The sequence below is a fragment of the Acinetobacter sp. CIP 102529 genome (assembly GCF_000368325.1).
Lineage (GTDB): Bacteria > Pseudomonadota > Gammaproteobacteria > Pseudomonadales > Moraxellaceae > Acinetobacter > Acinetobacter parvus.
The window spans coordinates 428,028-444,729 of sequence record NZ_KB849355.1; the positions used below are offsets into that span (position 1 = coordinate 428,028).

Annotated in this window: 13 protein-coding genes, 1 tRNA gene and 1 pseudogene; 6 read left to right on the forward strand and 9 right to left on the reverse strand. The window is 39.8% G+C overall.

The window, feature by feature from the left end; all coding sequences use genetic code 11:
- The first annotated feature begins 353 nt into the window (after positions 1-353).
- The 4 genes from F972_RS07120 to F972_RS07135 all read left to right on the forward strand — a co-directional run bounded on the left by F972_RS07120 (position 354) and on the right by F972_RS07135 (position 6,038).
- Positions 354-923 carry a hypothetical protein gene (locus tag F972_RS07120; protein ID WP_004675247.1) on the forward strand — a complete coding sequence of 190 codons (570 nt, stop codon included), beginning with the start codon at positions 354-356 and terminating at the stop codon, positions 921-923.
- 202 nt (positions 924-1,125) lie between these two features.
- Positions 1,126-2,715 carry a Dyp-type peroxidase gene (locus tag F972_RS07125; RefSeq protein ID WP_004682128.1) on the forward strand — a complete coding sequence of 530 codons (1,590 nt, stop codon included), beginning with the start codon at positions 1,126-1,128 and terminating at the stop codon, positions 2,713-2,715.
- Positions 2,716-2,796: 81 nt separating this feature from the next.
- Complete coding sequence (locus tag F972_RS07130) at positions 2,797-3,951, forward strand: catalase family protein (RefSeq protein ID WP_004682130.1); 1,155 nt, start codon at positions 2,797-2,799, stop codon at positions 3,949-3,951.
- A gap of 251 nt (positions 3,952-4,202) precedes the next feature.
- Positions 4,203-6,038, forward strand: a complete 1,836-nt coding sequence (locus F972_RS07135) for a 3-hydroxyacyl-CoA dehydrogenase (protein ID WP_004682132.1) — start codon at positions 4,203-4,205, stop codon at positions 6,036-6,038.
- 39 nt (positions 6,039-6,077) lie between these two features.
- Here the strand turns inward: F972_RS07135 and F972_RS07140 are convergent.
- The 3 genes and pseudogenes from F972_RS07140 to F972_RS07150 form a co-directional block, all read right to left on the reverse strand.
- A pseudogene (locus F972_RS07140) lies at positions 6,078-7,189 on the reverse strand (HlyD family secretion protein).
- Positions 7,190-7,380: 191 nt separating this feature from the next.
- Positions 7,381-8,310, reverse strand: a complete 930-nt coding sequence (locus F972_RS07145; protein WP_004682137.1) for an IS701 family transposase — start codon at positions 8,308-8,310, stop codon at positions 7,381-7,383.
- 67 nt (positions 8,311-8,377) lie between these two features.
- On the reverse strand, positions 8,378-9,325 hold the full coding sequence (locus tag F972_RS07150) for a MobA/MobL family protein (RefSeq protein ID WP_004682139.1): 948 nt from the start codon (positions 9,323-9,325) through the stop codon (positions 8,378-8,380).
- A gap of 501 nt (positions 9,326-9,826) precedes the next feature.
- Here F972_RS07150 and F972_RS07155 point away from each other — a divergent pair.
- Positions 9,827-10,519, forward strand: a complete 693-nt coding sequence (locus F972_RS07155) for a hypothetical protein (protein WP_004682141.1) — start codon at positions 9,827-9,829, stop codon at positions 10,517-10,519.
- Positions 10,520-10,771: 252 nt separating this feature from the next.
- Positions 10,772-11,074 (forward strand): hypothetical protein, encoded by a 303-nt coding sequence (locus F972_RS07160; RefSeq protein WP_004682142.1) that lies wholly within the window; start codon positions 10,772-10,774, stop codon positions 11,072-11,074.
- 23 nt (positions 11,075-11,097) lie between these two features.
- Here the strand turns inward: F972_RS07160 and F972_RS07165 are convergent, their stop codons facing one another.
- The 6 genes from F972_RS07165 to F972_RS07190 all read right to left on the reverse strand — a co-directional run bounded on the left by F972_RS07165 (position 11,098) and on the right by F972_RS07190 (position 16,701).
- Entirely contained in the window at positions 11,098-12,120 is a 1,023-nt protein-coding gene (locus tag F972_RS07165; protein ID WP_004682144.1) for a tyrosine-type recombinase/integrase, read from the reverse strand.
- A gap of 206 nt (positions 12,121-12,326) precedes the next feature.
- Positions 12,327-12,403, reverse strand: a tRNA-Val gene (locus F972_RS07170).
- A gap of 19 nt (positions 12,404-12,422) precedes the next feature.
- A complete protein-coding gene (locus tag F972_RS07175; RefSeq protein WP_004769373.1) occupies positions 12,423-14,426 on the reverse strand; it encodes a transglutaminase TgpA family protein in 2,004 nt (667 codons plus the stop codon).
- Between the two features lie 2 nt (positions 14,427-14,428).
- The gene (locus tag F972_RS07180) at positions 14,429-15,346 is read right to left on the reverse strand and encodes a DUF58 domain-containing protein (RefSeq protein WP_004682147.1); all 918 of its coding nucleotides are present in this window, start codon (positions 15,344-15,346) and stop codon (positions 14,429-14,431) included.
- 13 nt (positions 15,347-15,359) lie between these two features.
- Complete coding sequence (locus F972_RS07185; protein WP_004682149.1) at positions 15,360-16,319, reverse strand: AAA family ATPase; 960 nt, start codon at positions 16,317-16,319, stop codon at positions 15,360-15,362.
- A 79-nt stretch (positions 16,320-16,398) separates the two neighbouring features.
- Positions 16,399-16,701, reverse strand: a complete 303-nt coding sequence (locus F972_RS07190; protein ID WP_004682151.1) for a YbdD/YjiX family protein — start codon at positions 16,699-16,701, stop codon at positions 16,399-16,401.
- Between the last annotated feature and the right edge of the window lies 1 nt (position 16,702).

The following is a 16,702-nucleotide window of genomic DNA, read 5'->3' on the forward strand; positions in this document are numbered from 1 at the left end:
ACTTTGCTAAAGTTAATCATCAAGGTGTCAATATCCCAACTTTTTTAGCAAATGCAACACAGGAAAAATGACTTCTCTATAGCTAGGTTATATTCGGGATGTAAATAACCTATTGATAGTAATGAAAATTTTTTTAAGCCAACACTGTTAGTTTTACGGTCTCTAGTATGTCATTTTTTAATCAATAGTTTAGTTTTGTAATTTTATGGGTGATAAAAGTTATTTTAACGCTTTTTGCTTTTTGCGGCTTATATAATAAAAAAGATTTAAATTTTAAATCATAAAACAATGGGATAAATAAATTTAAATCATACACTTCAATTAATGATCAACTAACTATAAGGGCAATAAATATGACCACTGAAAACAATGAAAAACTTTCTTTATTAGACGATGTGGTATTAAAAGCCCAAATGCTCATGGCAAATCTAAAAGAGGGCGCTAATGATGGCTATGACCATTCTGTCACCAGTGCCGGTGAAAAGGGCTTAAAATCAGGCAAAGTGTCTGAACTCACCGCCATCGCCCCCTTAACCAAAGATGGGGCAGCTCGTATCAAACGAATTTTAGAAATCACCAAAGGCAATCTTGCAGGGGCGACCAATGTAGGCACCTTGCATGATTTGCGGTTGGTGTTTTTAGACAATGACACCAAGCTACTGTTTTGTACCGCCTATGATGGCGATTGGGACGCCTACATCAATGACTTTGCTACCAAAATTCCAGAACTCATGGACTTGATTTTTGGCAATGTAGAGGGTTGGCCTGGGATTAAAAGCCCGACTGTCAAGCAATTTATCCTTGACCATCAGATTACCGCTACCGGTTGGTATGTAGGTGTACCGCATCTGACGGTTCGTGATATTGCGCGTAATGACAAAATCGTGCGTGGCATCAATAAAGCCATTGAACAAGCCCAATAAGCCCGCTTAGAACCTGTATTCACCCTATCACGTTTATCAGCGTACTATTCTAACCGTACTCTGAACGGGCAAGCTTTAGGTTAAAATTTCGATACAAAAGCGATTTGTTCAGTGATTTTACCATAAGCGGTATTTTTTAGCGTGTTGCATTGTGAACAGGTTCTTAGCATCAAATTTTTAAAATTCCCTGCTAGGAACGACCATGAATAACGACAACCCAGCGAATGAAAGCCTACTTGGCAAATTAAAAACCCATCTACAAGATGGTATCGAGCATGGCATAGAGGCCATTAAAGACAAATTTGAACACAGCGATATACCCGCTGAAAAAGGCAGTGTCAAAGAACGGGTACACGAAGCGAAACAAAAAATCGGCACGCAGCTGCACAGCGTCATGACACGGGCAACGAACGCTATCTATCCCAATATCGCCACGATGGAGCTTGAGGATATTCAAGCTATTATTTTGCATGACCGCCCTGCGCCTTACTACGGCACGCTTGTCGCGCTAAAAGTCAATGACAGCAACGCAGGTCGTGAATTATTAAAAGCGGTATTACCAAACGTCAAAGGCTCAAAAAATTTCCAAAAAGATATGGATGCCAATTTGACCATTGTGATGACGTATAAGGGGCTAAAAGCTTTAGGCTTACCGCAAAGCTCGCTTGATTCTTTCCCAGAAAATTTCAAAGCAGGTATGGCAGGCCGCTCCGATATCTTGGGTGACAAAGGTGACAATGACCCGAGTAACTGGCTTGCGCCATTTGGTGATAAAGGCGATATTCATATTTGCGGCGCGGTGATTGCCAATAGCCAAGAAAAATGGCAAGCCAAACTTGCCGAACTTAAACAGGCGTTTGCCCCTTATCTAGATACCAGCCGTAACGCGATCGAAATCTTGGTGGAACATGATTTTGGCGTAGATGGTGACGTCAAAAACGTGTTTGGTTATCGCGATGGCATCAGTAACCCAGAAGTGGATGGCAGTGGTATCAGCCTTGAAAATAACACCGAACGTCCGATTGCGGCGGGTGAATTTGTGTTAGGTTATAAAGGTGAAGCGGGCGTGGTACCCCCCATGCCACAGCCTGAAGTATTGGGAAAAAACGGCTCATTTATGGTACTGCGAAAATACCGCAGTAATGTCGCTGACTTTCACCGCTATTGCCTTGAACAAAGCGACAATGACCCAGCTAAAGCCGATAAATTGGGGGCAAAAATGTTTGGCCGCTGGCGTTCGGGTGCCCCCATCACCCTAAGCCCAGACCATGATGATGAAGCCCTCGGTAAAGACAATGTAGCAAACAATAAATTTGACTACACGGACGATCCCTATGGCAAAGGCTGCCCATTTGGTGCCCATGCTCGCCGTATGAACCCCCGTAATACCAAAGACTTTATTCTAAGCGATGTGCGTCTTCACCGTATCATCCGCCGTAGCGTATCGTATGGCGATATCGTGCCGCCCAACGTGACCCAAGACGATGGTCAAGAGCGGGGTCTATTTTTTATCGGTATCAACGCGCATGCCATGGACACGCTTGAGTTTTTGCAAAGTCAATGGATTAATGACGGTAACTTTATGAACCTTGGGGAAGAGCGTGACCCAATGCTAGGCGTACACGCAGGTAGTGACGCTGATAGCGATGTGTTCACCGTACCCGATGAGCCAATTCGTAAGCGTCATACCAATATTTTGCAATTTAATACCCTACAAGGCGGTGAATATCTTTTTGTACCGAGCTTGTCGGCACTTAAATGGATTAGTGAGCTTAACGAAAATTCATATTAGTGTAAAACTAAATAAAAAAGGTTAGGCGTTTTTAGTACTGCTAACCTTATAAAATAATGAAAATAACAGAGGACAATCATCATGTTAAATAAATTATTCGGTGGTCGTTATGCCAAGTTTGACCCAGCCATCGACCAGCTTACGAGCGACGATGAAAAAGCCATCGACCAAATCACCGCAGATATTCGTGACTATATCGGCAAATCAGACACGGTTAGCAAAATCAATTATCACACCCGAGATGCCCACGCTAAAGGCTACTGTGCATTAAAAGCCAACTTTGAGATTTTACCAAAACTGCCCAAAGAATATGCCCAAGGTATCTATGCCAAACCCGCTCGTCATGAAGCAGTGATTCGTTTTTCTAACGGCTCATCTCGTGTGGCTGCCGACAACAAGTTGGGGCTTTCTCAAGGGTTGGCGATTAAAGTCTTTGGTGTCAAAGGCGACAAATTACTGCCAGATGAGCCAGATAGCCCAAACTTTGACTACAATCTGATTAATTTCCCTATTTTCTTTTGTAATACTATCCAAGACTATAGTTATATTTCACGGTTATTTTTACAATTAAATGATTATTTTGCCAAAGGGGCGAAAGGTCAAGCCAAGTTTGCCTTTGACTGGCTTACCCAAAATGGCAAAAAACTGCCATCCAAAGAATCTCTTAAGACTTTTAGGGCTTTTAGTAAGTTTAAAACCATCAAACCGCAAAATACCTTGTTATACAGTTTTTATTCACAAGGGGCGGTGCGTCATGGCGACTATATGGCAAAAATCCGTGTCGCCCCGACCAAAGCGTCACAAGCCAAAATCAAACGCCGTGAGCTAGATGTCAACGCCACTAGCGAGGCGATTCGTCCTCTAATTTTACAAGAAATCCGTGAGCATGATTATGAGTTTGATGTGCAAATCCAGTTGTGCCGTAACTTAAAAGACCAACCCATCAATGATTTGACCAAAGAATGGGATGAAAAAGACGCCCCGTTTGTGACAGTGGCAAAACTTACCATCCCTTGCCAAGATGTGCCGGATGACGGCAACTTTGACATTATGGAGCATTTGTCATTTACCCCGTTTCGCTGTATTGAAGCCAACCGTCCGATTGGTAATTTGCAACATGCGCGACTGCGTGCTTATCAAACCGCCTCAACCACTCGCCATCGTTTAAATCATAAAAAACGTGCCGAGCCAATCAATCTAAAACAGGCATTTGATAAAGATTTTTATAACCTTTAAATTTGGCAAAAAACCAGTAGCGGGGCGGTTATGGGGGCATTGTTTGGGGTAAAATTTCACCCATTGGGTGAAAAACTACATCGCCCTCAATCATTCAACAACCGTTAGCCTGTGACTGGGCTAACGGTTTTTTACCTTTTTACGCCATTAAACTTATTTCATTAAACTTAAGCTATTAAACATAGTGATTAGCAAATACGATAATACCAAAAATAAAGTTGCGTATTTGCCAATCAATCTAGGAGTATTGTATGTCAGAGTCGAATCCTCTTGTTAATTTTACCCATATCACAGTCGCAGGCAGTGGTGTTTTGGGCTATCAAATCGCCGTACAAGCGGCGTTTCATGGTTTTAAAGTCGTTGTGTATGATATCAATGATGAGGTGCTCAATAAAGCCAAAACCAAATTTGCCGATATCGCCAAACGTCATCAGGATGATTTGGGTGAAACAAGCGAACAAGCCAAACAGGCTGAACAAAACTTGCGCTATAGCTCAGACTTAAGCGCCGCCTTAAAAGACGCAGACTTGTTGATTGAAGCAGTGCCTGAAGATGTCGCCATCAAAAAAGATTTTTATCAAAAAGCCTCAGCAGCCGCACCCGAAAAAACCGTATTTGTCAGTAACTCATCTACCATGTTGCCCAGTGATTTGGTCAAATTTACCGACCGTCCTGCTAAGTTTTTGATGATGCATTTTGCCAATGAGATTTGGAAGCGCAATCTTGCCGAAATTATGTCGCATGCCGATACTGACCCTAATGTATTTGATGCGGTGACCGCGTTTGCCAAACAAATCGGCATGGTGCCTATTATCGTCAACAAAGAAACCTCGGGCTATGTACTAAATTCACTACTCAATCCTTGGTTAAATGCAGGGATGCAGCTGTATATCCAAGGCATTGCTGACATTCAAACCATCGACAAAACTTGGATGCTTGGCACAGGCTCGCCGATGGGACCATTTGCTTTTTATGATATGCTGGGGCTGACTACCCCTTACAATATTTACAAGCTCGCTGTGGCTAAGGGCAAACAACAAGACCAAGCGGTCGTTGATATGCTCAAAAAAGAGTACATCGAGAAAAATAAACTGGGCGTGCCAACGGGCGAAGGATTTTATCAATACCCCAATCCCGCCTTTAAAAATCCTGACTTTTTAAAACCACCCAAAGCGGATTTATCCAAAGTACCCTATAAAAATATTACCGTGGCAGGTAGTGGCGTATTGGGCAACCAAATTGCGGTGCAATGTGCGTTTCATGGGTTTAATGTGACTATTTATGATATTAACGATGACGCGATTGCTAAGGCGAAAACCCGCTTTACCGACCTTGCCAATCAGCATCAGCATGACCTAGGTGAAACCGATGCCCAAGTGGCAGCAGCTAGCAAAAATTTAGCTTATACCACGGACTTGAATGAGGCGTTAAAAGATGCAGACCTATTGATTGAAGCGGTGCCAGAAAGCTTAGATATCAAACAAGATTTTTATCAAAAAGCCTCAGCTGCCGCCCCTGCCAAAACCGTGTTTGCCAGTAACTCATCGACGCTATTGCCAAGCGTGTTATCGACCTTTACTAACCGTCCAGAAAAATTCTTGATGCTGCATTTTGCCAATCATATCCATATCCGTAATACGGTGGAGTTGATGGCGGCCCCAAGCTGCGACCCACAAGTCTATGCTGACGTCATCGAATTTGCCAAAGCCATTGCCATGTTACCGATAGCGGTGAAAAAAGAACAATCGGGCTATGTGCTTGATAGCTTATTGATTCCGTTATTGGTAGCGGGGTTAAAACTGTGGGCAAACGGCGTTGCTGATGCCGCTACCATTGATAAAACGTGGATGATAGCCACGGGTTCACCCTTTGGACCGATGGCGATTTTGGATAAAAATGGCATGAGAACCAACTACAACATCTTTAATGAACTGGCAAAAACGGACCCTTCTTTGCAGCAGCCCGCTGAAAAGCTTAAAGCAGAACTGGTCGATACCAACAAACTGGGTGAAGCCACGGGTGAGGGGTTCTATCAATATCCTAACCCAGCTTATTTAGCGAAAGATTTTTTAAGCTTATCTGACTAAACTGCGTTTGGCAGAGGAGAATAAAAAAGGGTGAATTTGCTAACTTGACGTATCTACCGTTGCCACTACCGACATGCCTGGCATCAATTCATTCAGACGACTTTGGTTGCCATCGATGTCGATGCGTACAGAAATGCGCTGTACCACTTTGGTAAAATTACCGGTGGCATTGTCGGTTTTAATGACACTAAATTCTGACCCTGTTGCGGGGGAGATGCTTTTGACTACCCCCGTAAATTTTTGTTTGCCTAGGGCATCGACAGTAAACCACGCTTTTTGCCCGATTTTCATTTTATCAATTTGGGTTTCTTTAAAATTGGCAATGACCCACATCGATTTTGGAATGAGGTAAACCAACTGCGTGCCTTGTGTCACCAACTGACCGGTACGGATATTGATTTGCCCTAATTTACCTGAGGTCGGGGCGGTGATTAAGCCATACTCTTGGTTGGTATTGGCTTGATTTAGCTGTGCATTGGCGCTTTTAATCTGTGCCACCAAACCAATTTTTGCCACTTCCGCGGTCTTTTGACCTTCGCGGGCGACATTGACACTGGCGATTGCTTGGCTCAACAGTGCTTCATTGTTTTTAACTGCCGCTTTGGCAGTATCGACTTCATTTTGTGACACGGCGCCAACACCGACCAAGGATTCAAGTCGTTTAAGCTGTTGGATAGACAATGCTAGCTGGGTTTTAACTTGTGCTACTTTTGCCTGCGCGGCTTTGACATCGGCTTTGCGCTGCTCGATGATTTGTTGCTGGTTGGCTAAATTGGTGGTCGCTTGTTCCAGCCCTGATTGCGCTTGTACTACTTGCTGTGAGTAGTTAGCACTGCTGACTTTAACTAACGGCTGACCTTGTTTGACGTCCTCAAAATCGGTGACGTAGACTTTTTCGATATAACCATTAATTTGTGCCGACAATAGGGTGATATTGCCTTTGACATAACTGTTTTCGGTTTGTTGCAGTGGCGTATTAAACGGACCCAAATGCCATGCCCATAAAATCACCCCAACACCGAGCAAAACACCACCAACATGATAATTAAGGTAAGCGCCCTAGGGTTGATAATCTTTTCAGGCGCCTGTGTGGGTTTATTATCGCTGTCATCAGCTGGCGCATCATTCTGGGTTGTTGGTTCACTACTCATGAGTTGGGTTTTCCGTAAGCATTTTATTGTTGATTAAATTTTATTTATCACTGAAGTTACGCACCGCTAATAGCCTTAAGCTGGGCAAAAGCCGACTGATTAGCGGAAATTAGTAACTTCGTACGCAAAGCGAAATGATTTAACTTGGTTTTGATCTTCAAACACTCAAGCTTAAACACCGCATACGTGGCTTAAAACATATGATTAAACCGAGCCCTTTGGCTATGAGCAGGCGACTTACCCAAATTGGCATTTTGCTTTAACGACTTATGATACACTTCAACCTGCCATCGTTTTTGATAGCCGTTGATAAATTTATCCTTGTCGCATTGCAAATCTGAGCATACTAGATATAACACCCCTGTAGAACCGTCCTTGTTTGTAAAGACTCGGCGTAATAACAAGACTTCATCATGATAGTCATTTAAAAAGCCGTGAACAGGGGTATTATCGGGTAGATTAGATTCATCAATACGTACAAAGTTACCTTTTTCTCTATCATCCGGGGTTAAAGCCACCAAGCGATTTGACTTTAACGCAAAGATGAAATGCTTGTTAGCTTTACGAATATGTTTGAATGTTGCTTTGGCTGAAAACCAAGAATCGGCTAATACATAGTCGAATTTGACTTGGTTTTTGATTGCCCTATCAAACATATCAAGCAGTCGCTGATTTTTGGTTTTATCACTTTTACGTTTAACCTTGCCTTTGTCATCGGTAAAGACATTGGGTTTGGTGATGATGTCAAAGCTTAAGGGTATGTCGATATCTTTGCGATGATACAGACAGTTAAGCAGGTTAATGCCTTTGACATTTTTGTTTTGGGTGTGGTCGTAGTGCCAGCAGTTGATGTCGTCGACGCTTGTGTGCGGTTTGGGCTGTATGGTGTCATCAAAGATGAGATAGCCGATGGCATTGGGTGTGGCATTTTCATGCTGTCTTAGCATGGGTTTAATCAGTTGCCATTGTTCTTTGGCGGTGAGTGTTTCACTGTTTAGAAAGCGGGTGATGCTGTCATGGTAGATGCTCCCTTGTAGTAGATTGGCAAGTCCTGTGGCGGTGGTTTGCCCAAAACTTGCGATGAGGTAGTCGCTGTAGAGTTCTATCATGTCTTTGTTCATTTGTTTACTCTCGCTGACTACTTTTTTTGTTATGATAGCGCTTTTTTAAAGGGCTGCGTAACTTCAGTTAGAAGTCAAAATCAAATTTTTTAGATTGATCAAGTTGTGGCTTATTCTGGTTTTCCTGTTCACGTTTTTTAGCCAACGCTAGCTCATACTCTTTTTTATAAAGTTCATACAGATTATTTTGACGAATTTCCCGAATGTTCTTTCTATATTCTGCTACCTTGTTTTGATCTTCAGGATCAGTGCTATAGAGTAATGACCTTGGAATTTGTGGGACTGTTTTTAAATTGGTTCCATGTTTTTTATTATAATCTTCATTAGATAAGCACGATACTGCACTGCTCACTTCGATTTCCATACCATGAATTTCTATAATTTTTGTGGGTGCATATTTTTCTAAAAATTCATTTATTATTTTTTCAGTTTGTGTTCGGTAGTGAAATAATATATTACGACCAAATCCAAGCACATCCGCAGTAATTTTTAATGCGCCTCCTTTTTCAGGATTTTTTTGACGATATTGCTTAAAGAATTGCTCTGGGGAACGTTGAATATTATCCAACATATTTTTTTCTGAAAATAATAAATGTAAATGTGGCTGTTCTGACTGCTCATCGAGCGCAGCCACATGATTATGAATTGCGATTGTTGATGGCATTTTATATTGACCACAGAACTCATACATCAGTCTCTCAGATAATTCGATACATTTATTTCTATCCAGTTCTTTTGGCAAAGCGATTGTAATATGTGATGAGGTTCGTCTAGTCTCACTTGTATATTGATCTGCTGCATACCAAAAATTTTCAGGATTATTTTCAGACCAAATCGGCATATTATAAGATGCACAATATTCAAGCTCTTCAATGTCACTTTTATGCTTTGAAAAATATAAAGTACGCGTAATATAGTGATATGCACTTTTTGAGAGTCGATACTTTGAATCACCATCACTCAATTTTATTTGACTATCACCTTTAACGTTATGACTTAAATGAAAATAATACATTTTTACTTCCGATATTAATTTAATTGGAATATCGGATCCTACAAAATTTTAAAAATTCATGATTCGTTTCGTGAAGAAAAATGAAAAAAAATATTTTTTCAATTAAAACGCATGAGCAATACCACTCCCATAGTTTCAATTTATATAATAAAAACAATAATTTAGTTGTGTGTTTTTTATATGTAGAAACAGTAAATCTAAAACATGAGTAACGCATAAATTATATAATAATCAATTGCTTAAAACTAAAAGTGCTGCGCAGCACGAGGAGAAGTGTCTTTTAAAGCGAGCGAAGCGAAATTTAAAAGACACGGAAACGAGATATAAAAAATCTTTTTTGCATTCGCAAAAAAGATTTTTTATCTGCCCCACCATTAACAGCCATAAATTAACAGTTAAAACTAACAGAAGAGTAGTTTTTTTTGAAAAACACAACATATGACGATTTTTTTTAAGACTCTGTGATATACCAACATTTTCTTAAATGCAGATGGTTTAAAAATGGCTAGAACTAGATTAACAGTAGATGAAATGATTTTAAGTGTTGAAAAGCACTTAAAACAGATAGCAAGACGCACTCATTCAGATGAGTTAATACTACAATTGATTCGATCAAAAACTGCAAATCAATTTACAGAAGAAGACATTAAAAATTTGAGGAATAAATATCATAAAGTTTTAGAATTAAATAGATTAGAAGAAGTAATGGACACTATCTGCTCAATCAAAAAAAGTGATCGCTCTGATATTGAAAAAGACATTGTTGATTTTAGTGGATATGAAGACCATTTCTCTCAGACTGATGAAAGATTAAAAATAGCCTTAAGGATGCTAAAAAACTACAATCGAAGAGTTCCTGATTTAATAAAACAAAAAGCACATGATGAAATCAAAAATTCATTTCATAGTTCTTATAGACAAGTAAAACAAAAGATAAAAGATCGAAAGCAAGAGAATCATGAGAAATTTTTTCTTGGAAGTGTGCTTATATCATTTTTTAAATCACAAAATATTGAAATGAATTATCTTGAGAATACACTTAAAATGATAGAGCTTTATCAAATAAAAAATTATTTTAGAAAAGAGCTGTTTTTAGAATCAGAAATCAAAGAATTTAAATTTTCAGAGCAAGGTAGAAGCTTTAACGACAAGAAAAACGCGATTTTATCTGATCCTAAAAATCCTTTTAAATAGAAATATAGATTAAAAGATAAAGCAGTATACGTTTATCTCATTTATTTTAAATGAGATAAGCAGTCAACGTTGTTATTACCTAAAACTAACAAAAGATTATTTACTGACATAATAAAAAAATAAGTCTTTTTTTTGTTTTTTTAAACATATCTCATCTTTTTTTTAATTAATTTGTTAAATTATATTTTATAAGTAATTGTATTGCTGACCCTCTGCAATTATTTTTAAATCTATTTTTTAATTGGACATAATATGGGAATTATAAACAAATATTTCATGGTAGTTGAATCCGATCAACCTCCACAAGTTTTTCTAAATGAGACTATTCCCAAAATTGGAAAAGTCATTGAACTTAAAACAGAACAGTTGCCTAATCGTGTAGACGCTGCTTGGTTACAAGAACGATTCAGTATCTCGCGCAAAGCACTTATTGAAAAATTGAGAATTTTTAATAGAGGTACTGATAACAAGCATCTTTATGATCCAAATGAAGTTATACCAGTTTTAGAGAATCTCAAGGTAACAAACAGGCGTGGTGCAAACAGAAAAAAATAGGGAGCAATTGCTCCCTCAATTACTTATGAAGCATTCATCATTTTAGCAATGTCTGAAGCATTCGGATTATAATAAGTATTTATCAGAGTTTTAATATCTCGATGCCCTGTCACTTTAGCAAGTATCTCAACTGGTAGTTTACGCTTGTTCACAAGTCGAGTAATAGCTTCATGCCGTGTATCATGAAAGTGAACTATATTATTCAATTCAGTTTTTCCAATTGCCCTTTGCCAGATTAATCGAAATGAATTGGAATTGTGTGGAATCAATTTTACTCGATCTGTATGGGGAATTAGATTGAGAAGATCACGTGCTTCTTTAGATAAGGGAACATCACGAGCATCACCATTTTTTGTGATTGGCAAATGTATGTAATCAGGATAGATATTGTTACACGTTATCCCTAGAATCTCCCCTTTTCTCATAGCAGTTTCAATCGCAAAAAGAAAAGTCCATGCAACATACTGTCTTGGTGTTTGGGGCCTTGTTCCAATTGTATAATTAAGCGCCTTAAGTATGATTTCAATTTCACTATGACTTATTAGTCGATTGCGTGCGGGAGGTTTAGTTGGCTTAGTGACCTGTGCGAATGGATTGTCTTCAATCAAGAAAAGTTCATTTTTGGCATAATTAAAAACTGATGTGTATAAACACATTTGTCTATGTACTGTCCCAGGTGCGACTTTCTCTAAACGTTTATCTCGCCAATTTTTTATGTCAATAGGTTTAATTTCATAAATTGACTTTTCAGCAAGTTCACCAAAATAATTTTTAAATGTTTCTCTTTTTATTTGTTGTTTTATGAAGGATTTACCTCTTTTCTTATATCCAACTTCATCATAATATTTTTGACAAAGGATAAAGAATGAAAAATATGGTTTTTGCATCTGAGTTTTTTTAGGATCATACTCAGCTTTCATTTCAAGTAAACGAATAGCAGCCCATTGTTCACACTCTCGTGCAGTATCACGTGTGACACTGTCTCTAAGATTTTTATAGCGTACTTGAATACGCCAAGCATTGCCGCGCTTCACTGGTTTTTGCATAAATCCACCTTGGTGTCGTAGCAGCACCAGACACAAAACCCAAGTGTAAACTTGGGGGCGTTTTGGTGCTAAAACGGAAATAATAAGGTGTTTTTGACGCAGATTTTGACGATTTTAAACCATCAAGCTGACCAATTTAGCATTAAAAACTCTTAAATTACCTTAATTTTAGCGACTTAACTATTTGATAATTAAGTATAAAATTTTGGTAGGTATAAGCAGACTCGAACTGCTGACCTCTACGATGTCAACGTAGCGCTCTAACCAACTGAGCTATACACCTAGAATGAGAAGTATAATATTCATTTTTCAGCGTGTTCACAAGTTTTTTGGGACTGTTTGAGTGCAATTGCGCAGTCTTTAAGCAACTTCGTGAATTGATGAATATCGGAACCATTCTTTTGTTCTAAAAACACGATTTTTTGATATAACACAATTACTTTTTCAAATGGTTGTTGATCCTCAACAAGTAAAGACAAACGTTTGATCCAGCAATGGAAAGTTTCAGCAGGATATTTTTGCAAATATTTCGGTAACTGTTTTTGAAATTTAAAAATGATACGTTGATATTGCTGTTGACGTCTGCTTTGTTTCCACCAATAGAAACCAACGTAAAGCATTAAAACACCACCGATTCCTAAAATGAGAACCACAGCATAGCCATAGCTTGAATCCAGCCCCAGTCGAGCCAACCAGTTTTTCTGTTTTTCGGCATCATATCCTACGACTTTGCTTTGCCATTGATAACTTAAATAATCGCTCCAGATACGCATATTTTTTAATAATTTAAACTGCTGAACACGCCAAGCCTGTGTTTGATTATCGCCCCAAACTGTTTGATCTTCTGCCAGATAATCCTGCATCCCCGTATCAATTCGTTGTGGGGCAATCATTGCAGTCGGATCAATTCTTTTCCACTTGCCATTGAGATAAACCTCACTCCAGGCATGTGCATCCAGTTGACGAACCTCCCAACTTTGACCATCAGGTGCAAGTTGCCCACCCTGATAGCCTGTCACCACGCGTGCAGGTATTCCAACATAACGCATCAGCATGACAAAACTGGAGGCATAATGTTCACAAAAACCTTTTCGACTTGAAAACAGGAATTGATCGATGCGATCTCCACCCAAAGTGCCAGGTGTCAGGGTATAGACAAAGCCATTTTTACGATACCAAGACAGCACTGATTGAATGTATTTTTCAGGTTGCTGCTGGCTCTGCTCAAACAGTTCATGCGCCAATTGCTGGGCTTTTTTATCACTGCCCTCTTTAAACCTGATATTGAATTCAAGCTGACGTGGTGACAAATAAACAGCTTCTGTTGATGTTCGCCCCAACCATTGCATTTGAATGGGTTGATTACGTTTAATCAATCGGGTTGGTCGAATACTGTCATCCTGATAAAGCTGTAAATAACGTCCCTGAGGAATCGAATATTCCAAACCCATAATCCAGTTTGCCTGTTCATCGGCAGGCAGATATTGGTATGGCACACTATGGGAGGTAGACTGTATATTTTTGACTTGCTGATTAAAAAAACTACTGGTCCAGGTGGTGCCATCATATTCATCCAGCACCAAAGCACGCCAATATAATTCATTGCGACTTGGCAACTGATACATATTTGCGACCACACGAAAAGCCAATGCCGAGGACTGCGAAAGCTCCGCAATATCCCCAGGTGACATGCGGTCACTAATCCCTGTGATTGCCTGATCTTTCTGAATTGGAATTGACCACAGAGGAGGCAGACGTGGGAAGAAGATAAACAGTAAAATAAAGAACGGCGTTGCAATACCAACAAACTTAAAAATCTGTTTAATGTCCTGTTTCAGTTGATTGGTAGATATGGTGTTGTTGTTAAATAAGCTGGTCTGAATCCGATACAATCCCATCAGGCACATCACAAATGATGCGAATACAAGTACCGCCATCCAGAATGCCTGACTGTGCAACAGTAAGCTCGCACTAACGAATAAAGCAAAGTTGAACACGATCAGCAGATCCCGGGTATTTTTAGCCTCCAGACTTTTGGCAAATAAACAGGTGCTTAAAAATGCGACTCCTGCTTCTACTCCCAGTAAAGTTTGATAATTTAAATAAATAAGACCTAAAGACAATAAAGAGAAAAAAACTAAAAATAAGCGTGGAAATGGTGAAATTTTTTGTTTTCTATATCGCCAGACCAGTGTTAACCAAACCACACCCCATAATCCACTTAGGGTGACTGGAATAAAGGCGACTTGCCCCATCAAGACAAATGCCAGTGCAGCCAAAATACAGAAATAGATTTGCTTGGTCATCATTAAGCCTGCGCCAGTAAAAGTTTAGCCTTGATGAGCTGTGATTGCCCTTGTCCACTTTCCAATCGCGCATGTGGCAAAATCACCGCGTAGTCATCACCCAACTGTTCACATTGCTCAATCAAGCCCATCATGAAACTGAGCTTTTCTTCATGCCCCTGTGCTGGAATCTGTTGATAATCAATTTCCAGATGTTGATGATTGGCCTGAGCTTCAAACATCTTGATAAAAAATCCCTGCCCACGCGCAACCTGCTTCCATGCGACATTTTGATAGGAATCACCCTGCTGAAATGCTCTCAACTCTTTAAACTCATCCAGACTATCATGTGCATTTGTAGTTTGCTGCTTATGTTCTTTCTGCCACTCATAGGCTTTGGGTGCAATCCAGACTTTTTGTTTGGGATATAGGTAAGTCCAAGCCCGTACCAGCCCTAAAGGATAGGTGGAATAGATTTTTACTGAGTCTACATCGTAGATACCCCGTTTTTGCGGAATAACTGGTAATTCTAAAGTTTGTTGAGCCTGCTCAAGAAAAAAAATCTGTTCCTGTTGTTGCCATTGCACACGCAGATATCGACTGTTATTTGCTGGCTGTTTAAACAGCAGCTTGAGCATTAAAGCCTGTTCAACCTGCCCAATTTCTGGCGGCACAACTTCAATTTGTAAGCCGTGCAACTGTTTGAAAGTCAGGTAAAAACTAATACATAAAATGGCACTGATTAAAAAGCAGAATCCTAAAATCAGGTTATTGGCATAGTTAATCCCAGCAATAAAGGTAATCAGGATCAAAATGAGATATAAGAAACCCTGCTTATAAATGAAAACCAAAACATCTTTCTGCAACAGTGTTTTACTGCCATCCACCTGAAAGCGTTTTGCAATCCAATGCTGTACTCGCTGCCTAAGTCCATTCTGCATAGGTCAATCTCAACTATAAGACTTCAACTGACTGCAAAAGCTGTTTCACCTCAACCTCTCCCAGACTTAGACGATGCGCAACCACCGCCACAAAAACCGTTTGCACATCATCGGTGGTGACGAAGCTTCGTCCCTCAACCAGTGCATAGGCCTGAGCTGCTGCCTTGAGTGCTAAAACGCCACGGGTAGAAAGTCCATGCCGTTGCTTACGGGTTTCAGCCGCTAAATCAAGAATATAATTTAGCACCGTATCACTGAGAAAAACCTGTTTTGCTAATTCACGTAATTGCAAAATATCAACTTGCGTAAATACTGCTTCTAATTGATGAATTAAAACCTGACGTGAACTTTGTTGTAACAGTAATTTTTCAGCTTGGCGAGACGGATAACCGAGCGATAAACGCATCAAGAAACGGTCAAGCTGCGACTCAGGCAAGGCATACGTTCCACTTTGAAACAGGGGATTTTGGGTCGCCAACACCCAGAATGGTTGCGGTAAGTCATAATGAATCCCATCCACCGTGACTGCCGCCTCTTCCATTGCCTCAAGCAAGGCACTCTGTGTTTTGGGGCTACAACGGTTAATTTCATCAGCCAGCAAAATTTGGGTAAAAATCGGACCTTTCTTAAACTCAAATAAATGTTCTTTTTGATTAAAGATATTGATCCCGATGACATCACTTGCCAGCATGTCATTGGTAAACTGAATACGCTGGAAATGCAGCCCTGCTAGACGAGCCAAGGCACTGGCTAGAGTCGTTTTGCCTAATCCTGGTAAGTCTTCAAACAATACATGGCCACCTGCCAATAAACAGGTCAGGGCAAGTTTAGTCTGTTGTGGTTTATCCAGAATAAGCTGGTTCACTTCCACTAAAAATTTATCGATCTTTTGGCTAAAGCTTTTAATATCTTGTTCTAATTCTTGGTTTTGTTGTTTTTTCTCTTGAACCGAAGCTTTTTCCATGCCCCACATAACGCAATCCCCCAACCTAAAACAGTGCATGATTCAACATACACTGTTTTTGCTTTTTTTCAAAGAAATCAAAAGATTTCTAGCAAGGACATTTCTTCATATTACCGCCTGCTGACGGATAACGCGCATCGATACAATGCCGATAAAATGTCTTGGCATCCATAGGCGTTAAATCAGGATGATGCGCTTGCATATGCTTTACGTAGTTTTCATAATCAGGCACACCTACCATCAAACGAAAACTTTTTTGCAGGTTTTGCCATAAAGTTGCAATACGAGACCAATTCTTCGGAGATAAAAGCAAGTGCTTTTGCGACATGATGGTGAATTTAATAATCTTCACAATCACAGCACTTCCTTGCCGAGCAATCTTAAAATCCATG

Excerpts from the sequence above, each read along its gene's own strand:
- F972_RS07150 (WP_004682139.1), bottom strand. The coding sequence starts at position 9,325 with ATGTATTATTTTCATTTAAGTCATAACGTTAAAGGTGATAGTCAAATA.
- F972_RS07120 (WP_004675247.1), top strand. The coding sequence starts at position 354 with ATGACCACTGAAAACAATGAAAAACTTTCTTTATTAGACGATGTGGTA.
- F972_RS07165 (WP_004682144.1), bottom strand. The coding sequence starts at position 12,120 with ATGCAAAAACCAGTGAAGCGCGGCAATGCTTGGCGTATTCAAGTACGC.
- F972_RS07125 (WP_004682128.1), top strand. The coding sequence starts at position 1,126 with ATGAATAACGACAACCCAGCGAATGAAAGCCTACTTGGCAAATTAAAA.
- F972_RS07185 (WP_004682149.1), bottom strand. The coding sequence starts at position 16,319 with ATGTGGGGCATGGAAAAAGCTTCGGTTCAAGAGAAAAAACAACAAAAC.
- F972_RS07160 (WP_004682142.1), top strand. The coding sequence starts at position 10,772 with ATGGGAATTATAAACAAATATTTCATGGTAGTTGAATCCGATCAACCT.
- F972_RS07130 (WP_004682130.1), top strand. The coding sequence starts at position 2,797 with ATGTTAAATAAATTATTCGGTGGTCGTTATGCCAAGTTTGACCCAGCC.
- F972_RS07145 (WP_004682137.1), bottom strand. The coding sequence starts at position 8,310 with ATGAACAAAGACATGATAGAACTCTACAGCGACTACCTCATCGCAAGT.
- F972_RS07180 (WP_004682147.1), bottom strand. The coding sequence starts at position 15,346 with ATGCAGAATGGACTTAGGCAGCGAGTACAGCATTGGATTGCAAAACGC.
- F972_RS07190 (WP_004682151.1), bottom strand. The coding sequence starts at position 16,701 with ATGGATTTTAAGATTGCTCGGCAAGGAAGTGCTGTGATTGTGAAGATT.
- F972_RS07135 (WP_004682132.1), top strand. The coding sequence starts at position 4,203 with ATGTCAGAGTCGAATCCTCTTGTTAATTTTACCCATATCACAGTCGCA.
- F972_RS07155 (WP_004682141.1), top strand. The coding sequence starts at position 9,827 with ATGGCTAGAACTAGATTAACAGTAGATGAAATGATTTTAAGTGTTGAA.
- F972_RS07175 (WP_004769373.1), bottom strand. The coding sequence starts at position 14,426 with ATGACCAAGCAAATCTATTTCTGTATTTTGGCTGCACTGGCATTTGTC.